Here is a 17,164-nt window from a genome sequence, read left to right on the forward strand (position 1 = left end):
CGTTCATGCCCGCTTCGGAAGCCAGTGCCGTTGAGAGGTCGTTGACCGGACATGTCAGACGCCGTTGCCGCCTATTTCGAGGAACACCGGGAATCGAGCGATCTCGGACGTCGCGCCCTGCGCGGCGGTATCATTTCCATCGTGATCCAGTACGGCAATGCCGTGCTCCAGATCGTTGCGGCCATCGTGCTGGCCCGCCTGCTGGCTCCGGAGGATTTCGGGCTCGTGGCCATCGTCACCGTGCTGACGAGCTTCGCGCCGTTGCTGATCGATTTCGGTCTGCTCGACGCGACCGCGCAGCGGAGCAGGATCACGCCGGCGCAGGTGAGCGGCTTGTTCTGGGTCAGTACCGGCATCGGCGTCGCCGTCGCTGTCGTCGTCGCAGCGTCGAGCCCGCTGATCGCCTGGATCTATGGCGATCCGCGGCTGCAGCCGATCGCGCTGTGCGTGGCGATCACCTTCGTGCTGTCGGGGCTCACCAATCAGCACATGGCCTTGCTCCGGCGCACCATGCAATTCGGGCGCATCGGCCGCATCCAGCTGTTCGGAACGCTGGCCGGGACGGTGGTCGCGATCGCTGCCGCGATCGCGGGCTACGGCTATTGGGCGCTGGTGCTGCGGCCCGTGATCAGTTCGGTCTGCGTCGTGGTAGCGGCATGGTCGGCGTGTCACTGGCGGCCAGGGGCACCGGTGTTTGACGACGATGTGAAGTCGATGGTGCGATTCGGGCTCCATGTCGTCGGCTTCACTGTCGCCTACACGCTGTCGCGTGCGGTCGACCGGATCGCGCTGGGATTGCTCTACCGGCCCGACCAGGTCGGCTACTACCAGAACGCGATGAACCTGTACGAGAACTCGATCTATTCGGCGCTCAATCAGATGCACGCGGTCGGCAGTTCCGCTCTCAGCAAGCTGCAGTCCAATCCGGCCGCGCTCCGGCAGAAATATGAGGCGGCGTTGTCGATGCTCGCCTTCTTCGTCATGCCGGTGGCGGCGATCCTGTCGGTCACCGCCGAGGATGTGACGGTGCTGCTGCTGGGCCAGAAATGGCAGGCTGCCGGCGCGCTCCTGAGCATCATCGCGCTGCGCGGCATTTCCCACGTCGTCGAGGGATCGCAGGGCTGGCTGCATTTGTCGCTCGGGAGAGCCGATCGCTGGCAGAACTGGGGCATCCTGTCGCTGGCGGTGCAGATCGTCGCCGTGCTTGCCGGACTGCCGTTTGGGCCAGCGGGCGTGGCCTGGGGCGTCGTCATCGGCTGCTCGCTGATTGCCTTGCCGTCGATCCTCTATGCCGGACAGCCGATCGGGATCGGCACGGACCTCGTCGTCCGGGCGGTGGGGCCGCAGACCATCGGCGCCGTGGCCGCCGCGGCCGCCGGTTGGTGGCTGCAATCGACGCTTCTGAGCAGTTACCCGGCTCTGGCGCGCCTGGTGCTCTCGGGCGGCTTCTGCGGCTGCCTCTATCTCGCGGTCGTCGTCGGCGTATTCCGTCAGGTCGAGCCGCTGAGGATCGCAGGTACGATCATGCAGGATTTCATTCGGAAACGGTGACCGCAGACGTGGCGCCGATCCCGCGAGCCGAGGTCACGATGTGCTGGCGCTTTCAATTAAATGCGGCATATAATGTGGTCGTGAATTTAATTATTTAAATGGTCATGGCGCACGATATCTCATCCTCAGTGGTCATGGAGTCCGAACCCGCGGCGTCTGCACGGGACGGCTCATCGCGGCCCGCGCCGGACCAGCGGCGGCGTCTCAGCATTCTCTGCGTCTCGCACATGCCGGCAAGCCCGCCGCGGTTCGGTGCCCAGGCGCGCATGCACGGGCTGATGACGCAGCTCGCGCGCCGTCACGACCTGACGGCCGTGATGCTGGTGGACGATGCCTTCGACATCGACGAGTGCCGGCATGCGATGCAGGCGTATTGCCGGAAGGTCGTGCTGGTGCCGAACCCTTACGGTCGCGATGGGCTCGCCAAGCGGCTGCTGCAATTGCGATCCCTGGGGTCAGCCAGCAGCTTCGACCGGCTGCGCGTGGCGCTGCCCGAACTGCAGCGCGTGCTGGACGAGGTTCTGCGCGCGACCCGGTTCGACATCGTCAATCTCGAGTTTCCCTATCTCGGTCATTGCCTGTTCCGTCAGGCGCCAGCCGGCGAAGCGCCGCCGCGCCTGATCGTGGATTCGCACGAGATCGCCTACGACTTGGCGAGACAGTTCGCGGTCACCGCGGCGAGCGTCGGCCGCCGGCTTTATGCCGGCGCGAACTGGCGCAAGCTGCGGCGCGAGGAGCTCGCGGCCTACGGGTCGGCCGACGGCGTCTACCTCTGCAGCACCGACGACGCGAAGCGGCTGCACGACGACCTTCCCGACGTTCGTACGGCCGTGATCCCGAACGCGGCCGATGTCGATTTCTATCAGCCGCGCAGCACTGATCCGTCGCCGGACGGGCGCACTATCGTCTACTTCGGACTGCTCTCGACCATTCCCAACATCGACGCAGTCGTTCACTTCATCCAGGACATCTGGCCTGATATCGCCAAGCGTCATCCCGACGCGCGATGCAAGATCATCGGCGGCCGGCCGCCGCCGTCGCTGTTGGCGCTGGCCGGGCCGCGGGTCGAGCTGACCGGCTTCGTCCCCGACCTTCGGCCGCATCTGGCTGCGGCTGCAGCCGTGGTGGTGCCGCTACGGCTCGGCGGCGGGACGCGGCTCAAGATCGTCGAGGCGATGGCGATGGGCAAGGCGATCGTCTCGACCAGCCTCGGCGCCGAGGGCATCGAGGCCGTCGCTGGCCGCGACATCCTGATCGAGAACGAGCCCGCAGGGTTCGCGGACGCCGTCAGCCGGCTGCTCGCCGAGCCGGCGCTGGCGGCGCAGCTCGGCCGCGCGGCACGGCAAGTCGCCGTCGAGAAATATGCCTGGAGCACCGCGGCACAAGAACTCGAACGCTTTTTCTGCGAGATCCTGGAGACCAGTCCGTCATGAAGGCCGCGCTCATCGGAGCCGGGCAGATCGCCCGTCAGCATCTGGCCTGCCTCAACGCGCTTCCGGGCGTTCAGCTGGCCGCCGTCTGCGACCTGTCGCCAGCGACCGCCGAAGCCGCGGCCGAGCGCTATGACGTCGGGTCCTGGTTCACCGATCACCAGGCCATGCTGCAGACGGTGCGGCCCGATGTCGTGCACGTGACGACGCCGCCGACCTCGCATTTCCGGCTGGCCATGGACGCGCTGCAAGCCGGCGCGCACGTGATCGTGGAGAAGCCGGCGACCGCGACCTTCGAGGAGCTCGAGGCGCTGACGCGGCGCGCCGGCGAGCTCGGCCGCCATGTCATCGAGGACTACAACTACATCTTCAACCGCGCGCCGCAGCAGATCCTGCAGAGGATCGCGAGCGGGGAGTTCGGCGCGGTCACGCATGTGGATGTCCTGATCTGTCTCGACATCCTCGGTCCCGACGGCTTTGCCGATCCCAACGCGCCGCATCCCGCGCTCAATCTCGCAGGCGGCGCAATCGCCGATTTCCTGCCGCATCTCGCCTCGCTGGCGCATGCGTTCGTCGGCCCGCATCGCAACGCGCAGACGGTCTGGAGCAAGCGCAAGCCATCGCCGCTGCCATTCGACGAGTTTCGCAGCGTCGTGGAGGCCGAACGCGGCACCGCGACGCTGGGCTTCAGCGCGAGTGCGCAGCCGGATGCGTTCTGGCTGCGGGTCTATGGCGAGCGCATGCAGGCCACCGCCAATCTGTTCGAGACGCGGCTCACCTTCGACGGTCCGCGCAACGTGCCGAAGCCGTTGCGCCCGTTCGTCAGCGGCCTGGAGGAGGGCCGCGACATCCGCCGCGCGGCGGTGTCGACCCTGCTGCGCAAGTTCAAGGGGCCCGGCGCCTATGAGGGATTGTGGGAGTGCCTGGCCCAGACCTATCGGGCGCTCGGCGCGGGTACTGCGCTGCCGATCGCGGCCGATGACGTTCTGGCGGTCAATCGGTTGGTCGAAGCCATCAAGCCCAGACAGCAGGTGAAAGTCACGGAGCCAGCGCTATGAAAGCTCTCGTCACCGGCGCCAATGGATTTCTCGGCCAGCACGTCGTCAGCGCGCTGCTTGCGCGCGGCGTCGAAGTGCGTGCCATGGTGCGCCCGGCAACCCGCGTGGACGCGCTAGGCTGGCCGACATCCGTCGACATCGTCAGGGCCGATCTGCGCAGCTCGCGCGATCTCGCGCGCGCCTTCGAGGACGTCGATGTGTTGATCCATCTCGCGGCCGTGGTCTCCGGCGGCGAGGACGCGCAGTTCGCCGGCACCGTCGGCGGCACCGAGCGGCTGCTCGACGCGATGGCCGACAGCGCCTGCCGCCGGCTCGTGCTGTGCAGCAGCTTTTCGGTCTACGACTACACGGCCACGCGCGATGTGCTCGACGAGAACTCGCCGCTGCAGCAGTCGCCGGATGTCTATACGCGCGGCGGCTACACGGTCGCCAAATGGTGGCAGGAGCGCGTAACCCGGCGTGAAGCGGAGAAGCACGGCTGGGAGCTCACGGTGCTGCGTCCCGGCTTCATCTGGGGACGCGGCCACGGCTATCTCGCGGCGCTCGGCCAGCAGATCGGGCGCCATCACGTCGTCATCGGGCCATTGACCCGCATTCCGATGACCCACGTGGAGAACTGCGCCGACGTGTTTGCGCTCGCCGCGCTGGATGCGCGGGCGCGCGGACAGACGCTCAATGTGGTCGATGGTCCCGGCGAGCAGGTCTGGAGCTATTTGTCCGACCACATGCAGGGGACCGGCGAGCGCGGATTGCGGCTGCCGATTCCGTATTGGCTCGCCAGCGCGGTCGTGCGGCTGGCCTTCGTGACGGTGTTCAGGAAGGCCACGAAAGTGCCGGCGATCCTGACGCCGAAGAAGTTCGATGCGATGCTCAAGCCGTTGCGGTTCGATAATCGCAAGCTGAGGGAGACGCTCGGCTGGACGCCGCCGTTCGACTACAAACAGTGCCTGGATCGCACCTACGGCCCGGTGCCGTTGCCGGCCGAAGCGCCGGCGTCGTGGTCCTCCGGAACGGCGGCTTCGGTGTGAGGAACGCCACGACGATGCGCCGGTCAGGAGGGAGCGCGGCGCTGATCGTGGTGGCTGCCGTCGGCCTGATCATCGCTGCTGTTCCCTCGGTGGCCAAGCCGCTGTTGCGCGCGGCAGGGCGCGCGCTGGTGCTGAGCGAGCCGGTTGCACCGGCCGACCTCATCGTCATCACGACCGATTCCGGCGGCGCGGGCGTGTTGCAGGCGGCGGACCTGATGCACGAGGGCATCGCGTCGCGCGTCGCCGTTTTCACCGATCCCCCCGGCAAGGAAGATTTGGAGTTCAGTCGCCGTGGTCTGCCCTACGAGGATGCCGCCGCCAGGCAGATCAGGCAGCTCGGCTCGCTCGGTATCAAGGATGTCGTCAAGATCCCGCGTGACGAGGCGGGATCGGGCGGCGAGGGGCGGGCGCTGGCGCCGTGGTCGGAGCAGCATGGCATCCGTTCCATCATCCTCGTCGCGGCCAGCGACCATTCGCGACGGCTGCGGCGCGTGCTTGATCGCGACATGAAGGACCGTCCGACGCGGGTGCTGGTTCAAGCCGAGCGCTATTCGGGATTCGATCCGGAGTGCTGGTGGCAGACGCGCGGCGGCCTGCGGACGGCAATCATCGAGTTGGAGAAGCTCGCCCTCGACGTCGTTCTCCATCCTTTGTCATTTTGATCTCGCCTATCGAACGGATTGCTTGAATGTGCGGCATTGCTGGGATCATCGGACGGGTCGACGACGACAACCGCGCAGCGCTGCAGCGGATGAACGATGCCATGCTTCACCGCGGCCCCGACGCCGGGGGCACGTGGGTCTCTGAGCCCGACGAGCGCGGCTGGGGTGCGCTGCTGGCGCATCGCCGGCTGGCGATCCTGGATCTGTCGCCGGCCGGCGTGCAGCCCATGACCGATCCGGTGACCGGGCACGTCATCGTCTTCAATGGCGAGATCTACAATTTCGCCGATCTGCGGCACCGCCTGATGGCCGGCGGCCAGCGCTTTACCTCGACCGGCGACACCGCCGTGATGCTGCGCGCGCTGGGTCTGCATGGGCCGGAGGCCGTGGCCTGGCTGCGCGGGATGTTCGCCTTTGCCTGCTGGGATCCGAGCCAGCGCCAGCTGCTGCTCGCGCGCGACCCGCTCGGCATCAAGCCGCTCTATGTCGCCCGCGCGGCAAACCGCGACGCAGGCTGGTCGCTGGCATTCGCCTCGGAGCTGCGCGCGCTGCTGGCGTCAGGCCTGCTCGGCACGCCCAGGCTCGATCCGCAAGCCGTCGCCAGCGCGGTGTGGAACGGTTTCGTCGTCGGCCCCGGCACGACGGTGAAGGGCGTCGAGCTGCTGCCGCCGGGCCATCTGACGGCCTTCGATGGCGTCGGCAACACCATCCGCGACGAGGATTTCTGGAGCATTCCCCCGCTCGCGCCGGAGCAGGGGATGGACGAGGAGCAGCTCACCGAGGTGCTGGAGGAGACGCTGCGGCTGCATCTCGCCAGCGACGTGCCGCTGGCGGTCTTTCTTTCGGGCGGCATCGACTCCTCTGTCATGGCCAATCTGGCGCAACGCGCGGCGACGAAGCCGATCCACACCTTCACGCTGGCCTTCGAGGAGCAGGAGCTGAACGAGGGGCCGATCGCGCGGCGCATCGCGGATGCGCTCGGCACCGAACATCATGAGGTGGTGCTGACTGAGCAGCACTTCGTCGACAATCTCGACGCCGCGCTCGACAGCCTGGACCAGCCGACCTTCGACGGCTTGAACGCCTACTACATGTCGCATGCCATCCGCGGCGCCGGCTTCACGGTGGCGCTGTCGGGCACGGGTGGCGACGAGCTGTTTGGCGGCTATACGTCGTTCCGCGATCTGCCGGTGCTGCAGCAATGGTCGCAGCGCACCGCATGGATGCCGGGCGGCCTGAAGGTCGCCGCCGCCACGCTGGCCTCCCGGATGCTGTCGCCGTCCGGCGGCGCCGTCGCCGCGCAGACGCGCTGGGCCAAGCTTCCGGACATGATCCGGCGTGGCGATGATCTCCTGGCGCTCTACCAGATGGCCTATGCGCTGTTCCTTCCCGGCTTCCAGCGCGAGCTGCTCGCGCCGGACGTCGCCGCGACGGTCAGCGACGGCCTGCCCGCGGCGATGAAGGCCAAGATCACAGCCGAGACCCGCGCCCGCACGCCGCTGTCTGCGATCAGCGTCATGGAGCAGCGCCTGTTCCTGGGCGAGCGCCTGCTGCGCGACAATGACGTGGCGAGCATGGCGGCCTCGCTGGAGCAGCGCGTGCCGCTGGTCGATCAGGTGCTGCTCGAAGCGGTCGACCGGCTGCCCGATGCGTCGCGCTACGAGCCCCTGCGTAGCAAGGCCATGTTGAGGCGCATCGGCCTGCGCGGGTTGGATCTGTCGCTGTTTGACCGGCCGAAGAGCGGCTTCGTGCTGCCGATGGACCGCTGGATCCGCCGCGGCCTCCAGGATGCGATGGACCAGACGCTGCGCGACCCGCAGGCGACGGCGCCCGTGGGTCTCGACCCGGCGGCGGTGGAGCGGCTCTGGCGTGCCTTCCTCGACGGCGCTCCGGGACTGTATTGGTCGCGCGTGTGGTCGATCTACGTGTTCGTCCGCTGGTGCCACCGCCACCGCGTCTTCCGTTGAGATGCCAGTGTCGGATCTAGCGCGAGGTCGAGCGCTAGACGCGACCTGACCGAAGCGGCAAGGCGGTCGCGCCCGGCGCCTCCGCCGCTCCGCTCGCAGCATTCTCCACGCCGACAGGCCTGAAGCTCTGTCTCAGACGTTTGAAATACGGCTCGACATAGCGCTCGATGGCAGCCGCGAAGGCCACCGAGATCAGCAGCGCCAACGGAAACAGCAGGTAGGGCTTGGCCGCGATTGCAGGAAGGTTCTTGTCGATCGTCCGGATGATCACATTGTGGATCAGATAGATCGCGTAGGAATAGGTTCCGAGCGTCATCACCCAGGGGCGATTGAGATAGCGAAACGGCGCAGCGTCCGCAAAGCGCACCGCAAAGTAGAACAACGGCATCAGGGCGAGGCCCTGAATGGTGTAGCGCGCGGTCTCGCGGAAGGAGGGATCGCGGTAGAGCAGGGAAAACAGCAGCGTCGCTGCAGCGGCCGCCATGATGGCCCAGTGCACCGGGGCGATCGTGCCGGCCGAGGATCGTTGCCGGATCGGATTCATGACGAGCGCGAGAATGCATCCGTGAGCGATCGAGTCGATGCGCGTGTCGGACGCGTAATAGGTGCGGTCGGAAAAGAAGCCGGGCGTGTGCAGCAGGTGGATACGCCAGGCCAGAACGGCAAGACACGCCATCGCGAGCAACGCGCCGATCGTGCGCGGCCGCAGCGCACATCCGAGCAGCAGGCTCATCAGCAGCGGATAGACGATGTAGAAGTGCTCTTCGACGGCGAGAGACCACAGAATGCCGGTGCCATCCGGGACGGTGTTGCCGGGATCGAAGAACAGACCATAATAGTTGGCGAAATACAGCAGCTGCGCCGCAAGGCCCTTGGCCGTGATGCCGCCGTCCAGCAGTCCGGCCCCGGTCAGACCATAGGCGATCCCCAGGGACAGCAGCAAGGGTGGCATCAGACGGAACACGCGGCGGGCATAGAAGCTTGGAACATGGAGTGTGCCGGTGCACTGATGTTCTGCCAGCATCAGCGTCGTGATCAGGAAGCCGCTCAGGAAGAAGAAGATCGTGACTCCGAAGCCGCCAGGGACCAGCGTCTGCAGCCCGGAATGCCCGAGCACGACGATCAGCACGGAGATCGCACGGATGCCGTCCAGCGAGGGAATGACGGGAGAATGATGGCCTCGCGCGACGGGCGGCGGTGCGGTGGCGGAACCCGCGGACTGTTCGCCGGTCGCCTCCGGACCCGTCGATCCCGGGCGATGCCGATTGAACTCGAGAATCTTGGCCATGGTGTCCAGGGGGGCTGGTCGATCAAAGATCGGCGGACTTGCGCGCGTTTGGCCCGGCTGAGGATCGGGCCGGCAGCATCATCGGGAATCAGTGAGCGGATGGCTTGCCTGCCAGAGCGGGGCGCGCTCGGCATTGATTCGAGCGGTCGCCGCGCGCTTGCCAAGCCGCAGGCACGCTGTCTGATAATCGCGAAGAAAGCGCCTGAATTCGAGATCGTCGTAGCGCGGCAGCCCCTTCAGCCAACTTCTGAAGTAACCCCACAGCATCGCCGTGCTGCCGATCAGCGCCGGATAGGCGGGCAAGTGATAGACGGCGACCGCGAGATGATAGAGCGGCGACGTGCCCATGAAATACTGGCCGAAGCCCTTGCGCAGGCGGCCGGTCCAGATGCCCTTGTGGCTGGCTCCCTGCGGCCGCAGGTGAACGAAGCGTAGCGCCTCGCTGTCGATGCTCTCGGCGATCCAGCCGAGCATCCGGCAGCGATGGCAGTCGATGCCGTCCCACATCACCTGGCGGACGAAGCCGCCGATCTCCTGGAAGCAGGCCACGCGGTAGAACTTGGTCATGCCGACCGACATCTCGTCGCCGCAGACCTCCGGCTCGAGGGCGCCGGTTTGCGGATGCACGAACCAGGGTTTTCCTGAGGTGGTGCCGACCCGCGGATCCGCTTCCATCCGCGCCATCAGAAGTTCGAAATAGCGCGGCGGCAGATCGAGATCCACGTCGAGCTTGCAGACATAGTCGAAATCATCGAGCGAGACCGTCTCAAGCCCGGCATAGAACGCCTCGATCACCCCGGGGCCGACTTTGCGTCCGCCGCGATCCGCGCGGCGCACCACGCGCAAATAGGGCAGGCGCCGGGCATAATCTTCGAGAATGGCGGGCGTGTCGTCGGTCGAGCCGTCGTCGACGACGATCCAGAGCGCCGGCGGCACCGATTGTGCCGCGACGCTGTCGAGCGTCCGACGGAGATACTGGGCCTCGTCCCGACAGGGCGAGATGAGCAGATAGCGGCGCGATGGCGTCACGTCTCAAATTCCTTCGCAGAAGCCCGCTGGCCGACGCAGATCCGTCTCGGAGCGTTCGTCGTTAACGGCTTTCAATAAATTAAATCCTGATTTAATATTAAATCATGACGCGTGTCAAAATAATGGTGAGACTGAATCGGGGTGGCCTGGGTGAGCATCCTGGCCGCTCGTCCTGGGCTGCGCTGGGCCCCGCGGGCTCAGATCCCCGGACGGCGACGGCCGGCGGTCACAAGCACTGGTCGCTGACAAGTCGGGCGCGGCTCCGAATGCTCTCCGCGGTCCTCCTTGCCGCAGCAGGTCTTGGCATCTCGGCGCTGGGGTGCGCCGATGCCGCCGACTCGGCAACCCCGGTGCAGTCATCGTTGGCCGGTGATCTCCTGCCGCCAGATCGCGTCGCCGCGTGGACTCCGGGTCTGATGTCGGAGGGCGGCATTCCACACCGCACCACGGTCTACCGGACGCTGCTTCCCAGCGGGCGCGACGACGGCGGCGCGATCCAGGCCGCACTCTACGCCGCGCCGGCGGGGCAGGTGGTGATGCTCGGGCCGGGCACCTTCATTGTCCGAGAACCGCTTCTGATCAGCCGCGCGGTCACCTTACGCGGTTCCGGTGCGGGCTCGACGATCCTGATGAAGCCGAATGGCGCGCGTGCCCGAACATCAACCGTCATTGCCGGCACCAGTGGGATTCTCGCTCCGGTCGATCCGGGATCATACAGCTATGATGCAAAGCCGATCATCATCGTCGGGCCATCGCGCTGGAACAACGGCCCCGACAGCAGCGCGTCGCAGAACCTGCGCGTGGACAGCGCCCAGGGCGCGACGTCGATCATGCTGGACAGCACCGCGGGCTTCAAAGCCGGCGATGTCGTCCTGCTCGATGAAGCCAGCGGCGCGTCATGGCAGCCGACCCCTGCCGGTTTCCCGGGAGCCGCCAAGGTCTGGCAAGGGGATCGCGTCGCCTGGAACATGCACCTTCCGGTGCAGCCCGGCGACGACAATGCCGGCGCGGATGCCGGCGGTCCGTTTGATCAGACGCCCGGCGTGCTGCCGAAATCGATGTCGTGGTTCGCGCGCGCCGACCGCCCGACGTCCGAGATCAAGCAGATCGCCTCGGTAACGGATGGCATGGTGACGTTCACGTCGCCGCTGACGATCAGCTATCGCGCCAGCCATCAGGCGCAACTCACGCCTTACAGCACCGATCCGAACAGCGGTCGCCATGCAGCCAACGCCCGCGACGTTCACATCGCCCATGCCGGCGTCGAAAACCTGAGCATCATCGGCGGTGCCGATGGCGCCTTGCGGTTCCAGACCGCCGCGTTCTCGTGGGCGAAGGCGATCGAAGTGACGCAGTGGCTCGGGGAGGGAGTGGCCATCAACAACTCGTTCCGGATCGAACTTCGCGACTCCTATATCCATGAGGGGTCCTGGCCGCAGCCAGGCGGTGCCGGCTATGCGATCAGCCTTGCCTCGGGATCATCGGAAATCCTGATCGAGAACAACATCCTGGTCGATGTCTGCAAGAACATGGTGTTTCGTTCCTCGGGCGCAGGCAGTGTCGTCGGTTACAACTATGCCGACGATTCGTTCGACTTCGATAATCCCGGGTGGGTCGAAGTCGGGATCAACGCCTCGCATATGGCCGGCCCGCATCACGTTCTGTTCGAAGGCAATCTGTCTCACAATGCCGACAGCGACTACACGCACGGCAACGCGATCTACCTGACCTTCTTTCGCAATCACCTGACGGGACAGCGCCAGCGTCTGGTCGACCGCGCAGGCCTCCGCACCGTCGGCCTGGCCTACGGATCGTGGTGGGATTCCTTCGTTGGAAACGTCCTCGGTCGTCCGCGGCGGATGTCCGGATGGAGCTACGATGATCCGTCGATGGTTCTGACCGGCGCCATGTGGGGGCAAGGGGGCCTCGGCAACATCTGGATGCTGGGTTATGATCCGGAGCGCTGGTCGATGTCTGCAGACCCGAAGACATTGGCTACCGTCATTCGTGGCGGGAATTTCGATTATCTGACCAACAAGGTGGTGTGGAGCGAGGGCTTGCAAGCTCGGCCTCTGCCGGCCTCACTCTACTTGAATACGAAGCCAGGCTTTTTCGGCACGCATCCGTGGCCATGGGTCGATCCGACCGGGGAGACCAAGCTTCATACGCTACCGGCCAAGGCGAGACTTGATGCCGGGGCGCCGTTCGCCGCAGCGCCCGGCGCTACGCAGTAGCCCGAAATCAAACGAGCAGGGCGCCCTCAGCAAGAGTTCAGATGCGGATGCCAACGCGGGGGCGCCATGCCGGGCGCGAGCGCCCGGCGCGAACCTGTGTTTCCTGCGGGCGAGGTGCGGGCACGCTCACCGTCGATCGGCGCCAGTAGCGTGCGGCGTCGACGGCGACGAGAACGAACAAGACCCAGGACACATCGAAGGCGCGCAGCCATAACGTTTCGAGGAAATTGTAAATCATGACGAACAAGGCAACGGAGAGCAGGATCCATGCCCGCTTGTAGTCATGGTCCATGACGCGGCCGATCACGTGAACAGTGGCTGCAAGAAACATGAGCAGAAAGGCGAGGCCGAAATATCCCAGCTCCAGCATCGCATCGTAATAGCCGTTGTGGGAATTCGGCATGCCCTTCACCCAGCCGGGCGCTTCCGTGATACTCGGCGCATCTGCTCCGACCAGCCAGAAGCCCTGATAGCCCCAACCGAACAGCGGCCGCTGAGCGATCTCTGATTTTGCGAAAGCCCAAATCGTCGTCCGACCCGTGAAGCTGGAGTCGCCTGTCAGCAGAAAGGCGATACGGTTGGTGCTGAAGTCAACCAGCTCGCTCAGAACGATGTAGCCCAGGATCATCGCCGTGAGGATCAGAACCGGCGAGATCCGGCAGCTCCGGGCAAGGAGAAGGACTCCGAAGGCCAGAGCCGGAGCCAGGAGGGCGAGGCCAAGGGCCGTCTTGGAACTCGAGATGAAGATCAAGGTGACTGCACCGCAGGCCACCACGATCGCCAAGACGCGGCGGTGGCCGGCATAACGCAGCTCGTGGATCGCGAGCAGAAGTGCTGCGGCGGCAAATTCGCCGAGCAGGTTCTTTCCCGAGAAATATCCCTGGTAGCCGATATCGACCAGCTGCGCGCCGTATAGCGCGTAGCTCGCATAGCCGCCGGGGATCAGCAGCACGTTCAGGATCACGCCGACGGCAAAGCAGGCGAACATCCCGCGCAGGATGTCTGCCGTCGGATTGGCCAGCAACGCGGGCAGCACGATCGCAGTGAGCACCATCGCTTCCTGCGCGAAGCGGACGAAGGTAATTTCGGGCTTGAGCGCCCATCCCACGCTGGCGCCGGCAAAGCAGAAATAAGCCAAGAGACTGACGATGTTCGGCGGAACGGACAGGCGGCCGCCGCGCGCGAGGCGCTGCGCGGCAACGATGAGGGCAATGGCCGCGAGAGCCGGCCAGAAGATGCGGTTCTCGAGGCGGCTCTCCAGCAGGCCTTCAAGCCCGGGCGATGGCGGGAAACCGAAATAGATCAGCGGCTGGATCAGCGAAGAATAGGCAAAGGCCGCAATCGGGATCAGCGCGCAGATGTCGAAGGTCGGCGCGGCAACGTGCGGCCCGGCTGATAGCTGCGTCGTTGAAGGTCGGGGCATCTGCGCTCTGTCTGAATGTCGTGGCCGGAAGAATTCGGACCGGTTGCCGTCCGTCTGATTATGGCCCGGGGCTGCAATTAAATCAAACGACATCCCGATATTCTCGATGAATTGCTTCAAGGCTGCCGGAAATCAAGTTGATGCCCACAATTAAACCACATTGAATAAATCAGATGATTTAAATTTAAATGGTTTAATTCAGGCCGTGCGCCCCCGGCGGGGGAGTTGCCGGAGCCGCGCCGTGGTGCGAGCTCGAGGGAGGCAGTCGATGTTGACCACGCAGGAACTGCAGGAGGCCGAACGTTCCTATCATCGCGTGGGCCGCGCCGGGACCGGGCGCGATCGGCCCGAGATCGATGCGCTGATGCCGGATCCGGCCGTTTCGGACGACGACCTGTCGCGTGACGTCTATTGCGTGCTCGGAATACCGATCGATGCCATCGGAATGCGCGGGGTTCTGCGTCGCATCCGCGATGCCGCCCGACGAAAGACACGGCTGCTGATCTCCACTCCCAATCTCAACTTCCTGGTCACGAGCCAGTCGAACAGGAGCTTCAGAGACTCTCTGATCTTGAGCGACCTCTGCACCGTGGACGGCATGCCGGTGGTGTGGATCGCCCGGCTCATCGGCATCCCGATCAAGCGGCGGACGGCCGGAGCCGACATCTTCGATGCGCTCAAGTCCGACGCCGGCCCGTCGAAGTCGCTCAAGCTGTTTCTGTTCGGCGGCCCGGAAGGCGCCGCCGAGCGCGCCGCTCGCACGCTGAACAGCCAGTCGGGCGGGCTTCGCTGCGTCGGCTGGTCGAACCCCGGCTACTGTTCCGCCGAGGAGATGAGCCGGGATCACATCATCGAGGAGATCAACGCCAGCGGGGCGGATTTCCTGGTGGCATCCTTGAGCAGTCAGAAGGGGCAATCCTGGCTCCAGCATAATCACCAGCGGCTCGAGATTCCGGTGCGCGCCCATCTCGGCGCTGCGCTCAACTTCCAGGCCGGCACGGTGAAGCGCGCGCCGCCGTTCATGCGCAGATTGGGCTTGGAGTGGCTCTGGCGGATCAAGGAGGAGCCTTACCTCTGGCGGCGCTACTGGAACGACGGCACGGCGATGCTGCGGCTACTGTTCACCCGCGTGCTGCCCTTCGTGGTCTCGACGTGGTGGATGCGGCGCACGCATGAGCGCGGAGAGTCTCTCACCATCACGCAGGACTACGGCTCGCGGGAGGTCACGCTCAGCCTCTCCGGACCTGCCGATGCGCGGCACGTGGATCGGGCCATTCCGGTCTTCCGGTCCGCGGTGGCAGTCCGCAAACGCGTGCGACTCGACTTTTCCAACGTTTGCGCCATCGATGCGCGCTTCCTCGGATTGCTGCTGATGCTGAGGAAGCAGCTGGAGACCCAGGGCTGCAGCGCGACCTTCGTCGGCGTCTCGCCTCAACTCGCCAGGATATTCCGCTTCGGCGGCCTGGAGCTGCAATGATGATGAAGTCATCGAGAGCGGCCGTCGCGGACACCCGCGCCGTGTCGACCGGGTTGCCGCCTGCGCTCCGTGGACACCTTCCGGCGCTCGATGGCGTGCGCGGGCTGGCTGTCATGATGGTCCTTGTCTTTCACTTCGTGGGATCGATGCTTTCGACCAATTCGGTCGAGCGTGCGATCCTCGCCGTCGTCAAGCAGGGCGTGATCGGAGTCGACCTGTTCTTCGTTCTGTCCGGCTTCCTGATCACCGGGCTGCTCTACGACGCGCGCGAGACGCCGCATTGTCTGCGCAACTTCTATCTTCGCCGCGCCTTGCGGATCTTTCCGCTCTACTACGGCGTGCTCGTGCTCGTGTTCTTCGTCGCCCCTCACATCCCGTCTTTCCAGGGGCCGACGTTGAACTCCCTGGTGGAGCGGCAGGGCTGGGCCTGGCTCTACGGCGTGAACGTCTATCTTGCCGGACACGAGGAGTGGTCGTTCTCCTACCTCAATCATTTCTGGTCGCTGTCGGTCGAGGAACATTTCTATCTGTTCTGGCCGTTTGTGGTGTCGTTGCTGGCCAAGCGGCCGAAGGCGCTCATTGCGGTCAGCCTGGCGATCTCTGTCGGCGCCATGCTGGCGCGCATTGTCGGCCTCGCGGCGGGGCTGAGCTGGTGGACGACGATCGTACTCACGCCCTTCAAGCTCGACGGTCTGGCGCTGGGGGCGGCCGTCGCGCTGATTGTGCGCCAGCCTGGCGGGTTGGATCGGCTGGTGGGCGCGCTTCCCAGACTCACAGGTGTGTCCGGCGCGCTCGTCGTTTTCACCTTCGTCTGGACCGGTCTCGTGTCGCGCGAGGGTCTCGAAATCACCGGGGCGATCCGGGCGGCGCTGCTCCAGATCATGCTCGCCTGTCTGCTGGTCTGGACCCTCGTCGCGCCCCAGCCTTCGGCGATCTCTCGCTTCTTTCGCAGCCGCGTCATGGTGTTTCTCGGCACCTACAGCTACGGCTTGTATGTCTACCATCATTTCTTCTCGTATTATTTCGCCAGCAACCGGACCGAGCTGGAGCTGGCCAGCCGGGTCGGCTCCCATGGACTGGCCGTCGCATTGCAGGCGGCGTTCGGAATCTTGGCCTCGGTGGCCGTCGCCGTCTTGAGCTATGAGCTGTTCGAGAAGCGGATTCTCCGTCTGAAGGGCCGGTTCGGAGGGGGCGGTGACCTCCCTGCGCGGGGGCGAGATGCCGCTCTTGCGGCGGCGACGTGATCGGTGCGCGCGCCTGACCGCCTTCTGAAGGCCTCGGCTTTGGGGTGGAGCGCGCCGCACAGGTCTGCAGCCGCAGTGCCAGACGCGGCAGGCCGGACACGGCGCGAAGTCTTGATCGACTTCTACCGTGGTTGCTCGATGCTGTTCGTGTGCTATCACCACACGGCGAACGTATTTCGCGACTCCGTAGACGCCGCCGCTGCTGCTGGCGCTGTTGTGGGCGTTGTTCGCCCGCACCAGGCAATCGCCCGTATCCTCTCCCGGTGCTGCAGCCGGGGGACCGCCGATAGCGATTTTTTGGCGGTGCAGTGTTGCTCCCCTGCGCTTGTTCGAATCCGCCCAGGCGGCTTAGTTCATCCCTAACCATTCGCCGCTAGCCTCTGACTTGAGCGAGGAGGCATGAATCTGATGTGGGTGATCGCGCTTCATTGCGGAGCCGGGGCCGTCGCGGGAGCGACGTTCAACGTTCGCACCCTGATTGCACTCGTGGCCATCGCCACCGTGGAATGCCTCGTGGCCGCGGCCATCAATGGCCTGTCCGCGGCGCTGTTGTCGATCGGCGCCCTGATCGCGGTCCAGGTCGGGTATCTCGCCGGCGTCTACCTTCGCAGCGCGCTCGAGCGCGCCGGCATCGCGCAGCCATCCGTCCGCCCGGAACACCAGCGGTAGCTCGTTCCCTCGCGTCGCGATCCGCTTCGGCGCGGTCGCCGTTGCGCGTCTGATCCCCCACCGCGGCGATGGCCCGCGTCAGCCGCCGCACGGCCCTGATGATC

13 protein-coding genes are annotated in these 17,164 nt (G+C 65.6%); 10 read left to right on the top strand and 3 right to left on the bottom strand.

The annotated features are described in order from the left end of the window. Window positions 1–51 precede the first annotated feature (51 nt). The 6 genes from ACQR07_RS15225 (at window position 52) to asnB (ending at window position 7,696) form a co-directional block, all read left to right on the top strand. Window positions 52–1,551 carry a lipopolysaccharide biosynthesis protein gene (locus ACQR07_RS15225; RefSeq protein WP_434903096.1) on the top strand — a complete coding sequence of 500 codons (1,500 nt, stop codon included), beginning with the start codon at window positions 52–54 and terminating at the stop codon, window positions 1,549–1,551. A gap of 227 nt (window positions 1,552–1,778) precedes the next feature. Then, complete coding sequence (locus tag ACQR07_RS15230; protein WP_434903097.1) at window positions 1,779–2,984, top strand: glycosyltransferase family 4 protein; 1,206 nt, start codon at window positions 1,779–1,781, stop codon at window positions 2,982–2,984. Continuing rightward, window positions 2,981–4,039, top strand: coding sequence for a Gfo/Idh/MocA family protein (locus ACQR07_RS15235; RefSeq protein ID WP_434903098.1), 1,059 nt, complete (start codon window positions 2,981–2,983; stop codon window positions 4,037–4,039). The genes ACQR07_RS15230 and ACQR07_RS15235 overlap by 4 nt, the downstream gene beginning before the upstream one ends. Beyond that, window positions 4,036–5,067, top strand: coding sequence for an NAD-dependent epimerase/dehydratase family protein (locus ACQR07_RS15240; protein WP_434903099.1), 1,032 nt, complete (start codon window positions 4,036–4,038; stop codon window positions 5,065–5,067). Before ACQR07_RS15235 ends, ACQR07_RS15240 begins: the two co-directional genes overlap by 4 nt. Before the next feature lie 14 nt (window positions 5,068–5,081). Beyond that, window positions 5,082–5,729 carry a hypothetical protein gene (locus ACQR07_RS15245; protein WP_434903100.1) on the top strand — a complete coding sequence of 216 codons (648 nt, stop codon included), beginning with the start codon at window positions 5,082–5,084 and terminating at the stop codon, window positions 5,727–5,729. A 26-nt stretch (window positions 5,730–5,755) separates the two neighbouring features. Further along, window positions 5,756–7,696, top strand: coding sequence for an asparagine synthase (glutamine-hydrolyzing) (gene asnB, locus ACQR07_RS15250; protein ID WP_434903101.1), 1,941 nt, complete (start codon window positions 5,756–5,758; stop codon window positions 7,694–7,696). Window positions 7,697–7,730: 34 nt separating this feature from the next. On the opposite strand, the gene ACQR07_RS15255 is transcribed toward asnB, so the two are convergent. Further along, window positions 7,731–8,984 carry an acyltransferase family protein gene (locus tag ACQR07_RS15255; protein ID WP_434903102.1) on the bottom strand — a complete coding sequence of 418 codons (1,254 nt, stop codon included), beginning with the start codon at window positions 8,982–8,984 and terminating at the stop codon, window positions 7,731–7,733. 78 nt (window positions 8,985–9,062) lie between these two features. Next, window positions 9,063–10,013 carry a glycosyltransferase family 2 protein gene (locus ACQR07_RS15260; RefSeq protein WP_434903103.1) on the bottom strand — a complete coding sequence of 317 codons (951 nt, stop codon included), beginning with the start codon at window positions 10,011–10,013 and terminating at the stop codon, window positions 9,063–9,065. Between the two features lie 416 nt (window positions 10,014–10,429). Between ACQR07_RS15260 and ACQR07_RS15265 the strand changes: the two genes are divergently transcribed. After that, entirely contained in the window at window positions 10,430–12,247 is a 1,818-nt protein-coding gene (locus ACQR07_RS15265; RefSeq protein WP_434903104.1) for a pectate lyase, read from the top strand. Between the two features lie 37 nt (window positions 12,248–12,284). On the opposite strand, the gene ACQR07_RS15270 is transcribed toward ACQR07_RS15265, so the two are convergent. After that, window positions 12,285–13,790 carry an O-antigen ligase family protein gene (locus tag ACQR07_RS15270; protein ID WP_434903105.1) on the bottom strand — a complete coding sequence of 502 codons (1,506 nt, stop codon included), beginning with the start codon at window positions 13,788–13,790 and terminating at the stop codon, window positions 12,285–12,287. Window positions 13,791–13,938: 148 nt separating this feature from the next. On the opposite strand from ACQR07_RS15270, the gene ACQR07_RS15275 reads away from it, so the two are divergent. From ACQR07_RS15275 to ACQR07_RS15285, 3 genes are all read left to right on the top strand, one after another. Further along, window positions 13,939–15,147, top strand: coding sequence for a WecB/TagA/CpsF family glycosyltransferase (locus tag ACQR07_RS15275; protein ID WP_434903106.1), 1,209 nt, complete (start codon window positions 13,939–13,941; stop codon window positions 15,145–15,147). After that, window positions 15,147–16,391: an acyltransferase family protein gene (locus ACQR07_RS15280; RefSeq protein ID WP_434903107.1), complete on the top strand. Its 1,245-nt coding sequence runs from the start codon at window positions 15,147–15,149 to the stop codon at window positions 16,389–16,391. Before ACQR07_RS15275 ends, ACQR07_RS15280 begins: the two co-directional genes overlap by 1 nt. 408 nt (window positions 16,392–16,799) lie before the next feature. Next, window positions 16,800–17,060: a hypothetical protein gene (locus tag ACQR07_RS15285; RefSeq protein WP_434903108.1), complete on the top strand. Its 261-nt coding sequence runs from the start codon at window positions 16,800–16,802 to the stop codon at window positions 17,058–17,060. Window positions 17,061–17,164 lie beyond the last annotated feature (104 nt).

This window comes from Bradyrhizobium sp. HKCCYLS20291, from assembly GCF_051167715.1.
Taxonomy (GTDB): Bacteria; Pseudomonadota; Alphaproteobacteria; order Rhizobiales; family Xanthobacteraceae; genus Bradyrhizobium.

Coding starts and splice junctions, on each gene's coding strand:
- ACQR07_RS15225 (WP_434903096.1), top strand. CDS start 52: ATGTCAGACGCCGTTGCCGCCTATTTCGAGGAACACCGGGAATCGAGC.
- ACQR07_RS15230 (WP_434903097.1), top strand. CDS start 1,779: ATGCCGGCAAGCCCGCCGCGGTTCGGTGCCCAGGCGCGCATGCACGGG.
- ACQR07_RS15235 (WP_434903098.1), top strand. CDS start 2,981: ATGAAGGCCGCGCTCATCGGAGCCGGGCAGATCGCCCGTCAGCATCTG.
- ACQR07_RS15240 (WP_434903099.1), top strand. CDS start 4,036: ATGAAAGCTCTCGTCACCGGCGCCAATGGATTTCTCGGCCAGCACGTC.
- ACQR07_RS15245 (WP_434903100.1), top strand. CDS start 5,082: ATGCGCCGGTCAGGAGGGAGCGCGGCGCTGATCGTGGTGGCTGCCGTC.
- asnB (WP_434903101.1), top strand. CDS start 5,756: ATGTGCGGCATTGCTGGGATCATCGGACGGGTCGACGACGACAACCGC.
- ACQR07_RS15255 (WP_434903102.1), bottom strand. CDS start 8,984: ATGGCCAAGATTCTCGAGTTCAATCGGCATCGCCCGGGATCGACGGGT.
- ACQR07_RS15265 (WP_434903104.1), top strand. CDS start 10,430: ATGTCGGAGGGCGGCATTCCACACCGCACCACGGTCTACCGGACGCTG.
- ACQR07_RS15275 (WP_434903106.1), top strand. CDS start 13,939: ATGTTGACCACGCAGGAACTGCAGGAGGCCGAACGTTCCTATCATCGC.
- ACQR07_RS15280 (WP_434903107.1), top strand. CDS start 15,147: ATGATGAAGTCATCGAGAGCGGCCGTCGCGGACACCCGCGCCGTGTCG.
- ACQR07_RS15285 (WP_434903108.1), top strand. CDS start 16,800: ATGTGGGTGATCGCGCTTCATTGCGGAGCCGGGGCCGTCGCGGGAGCG.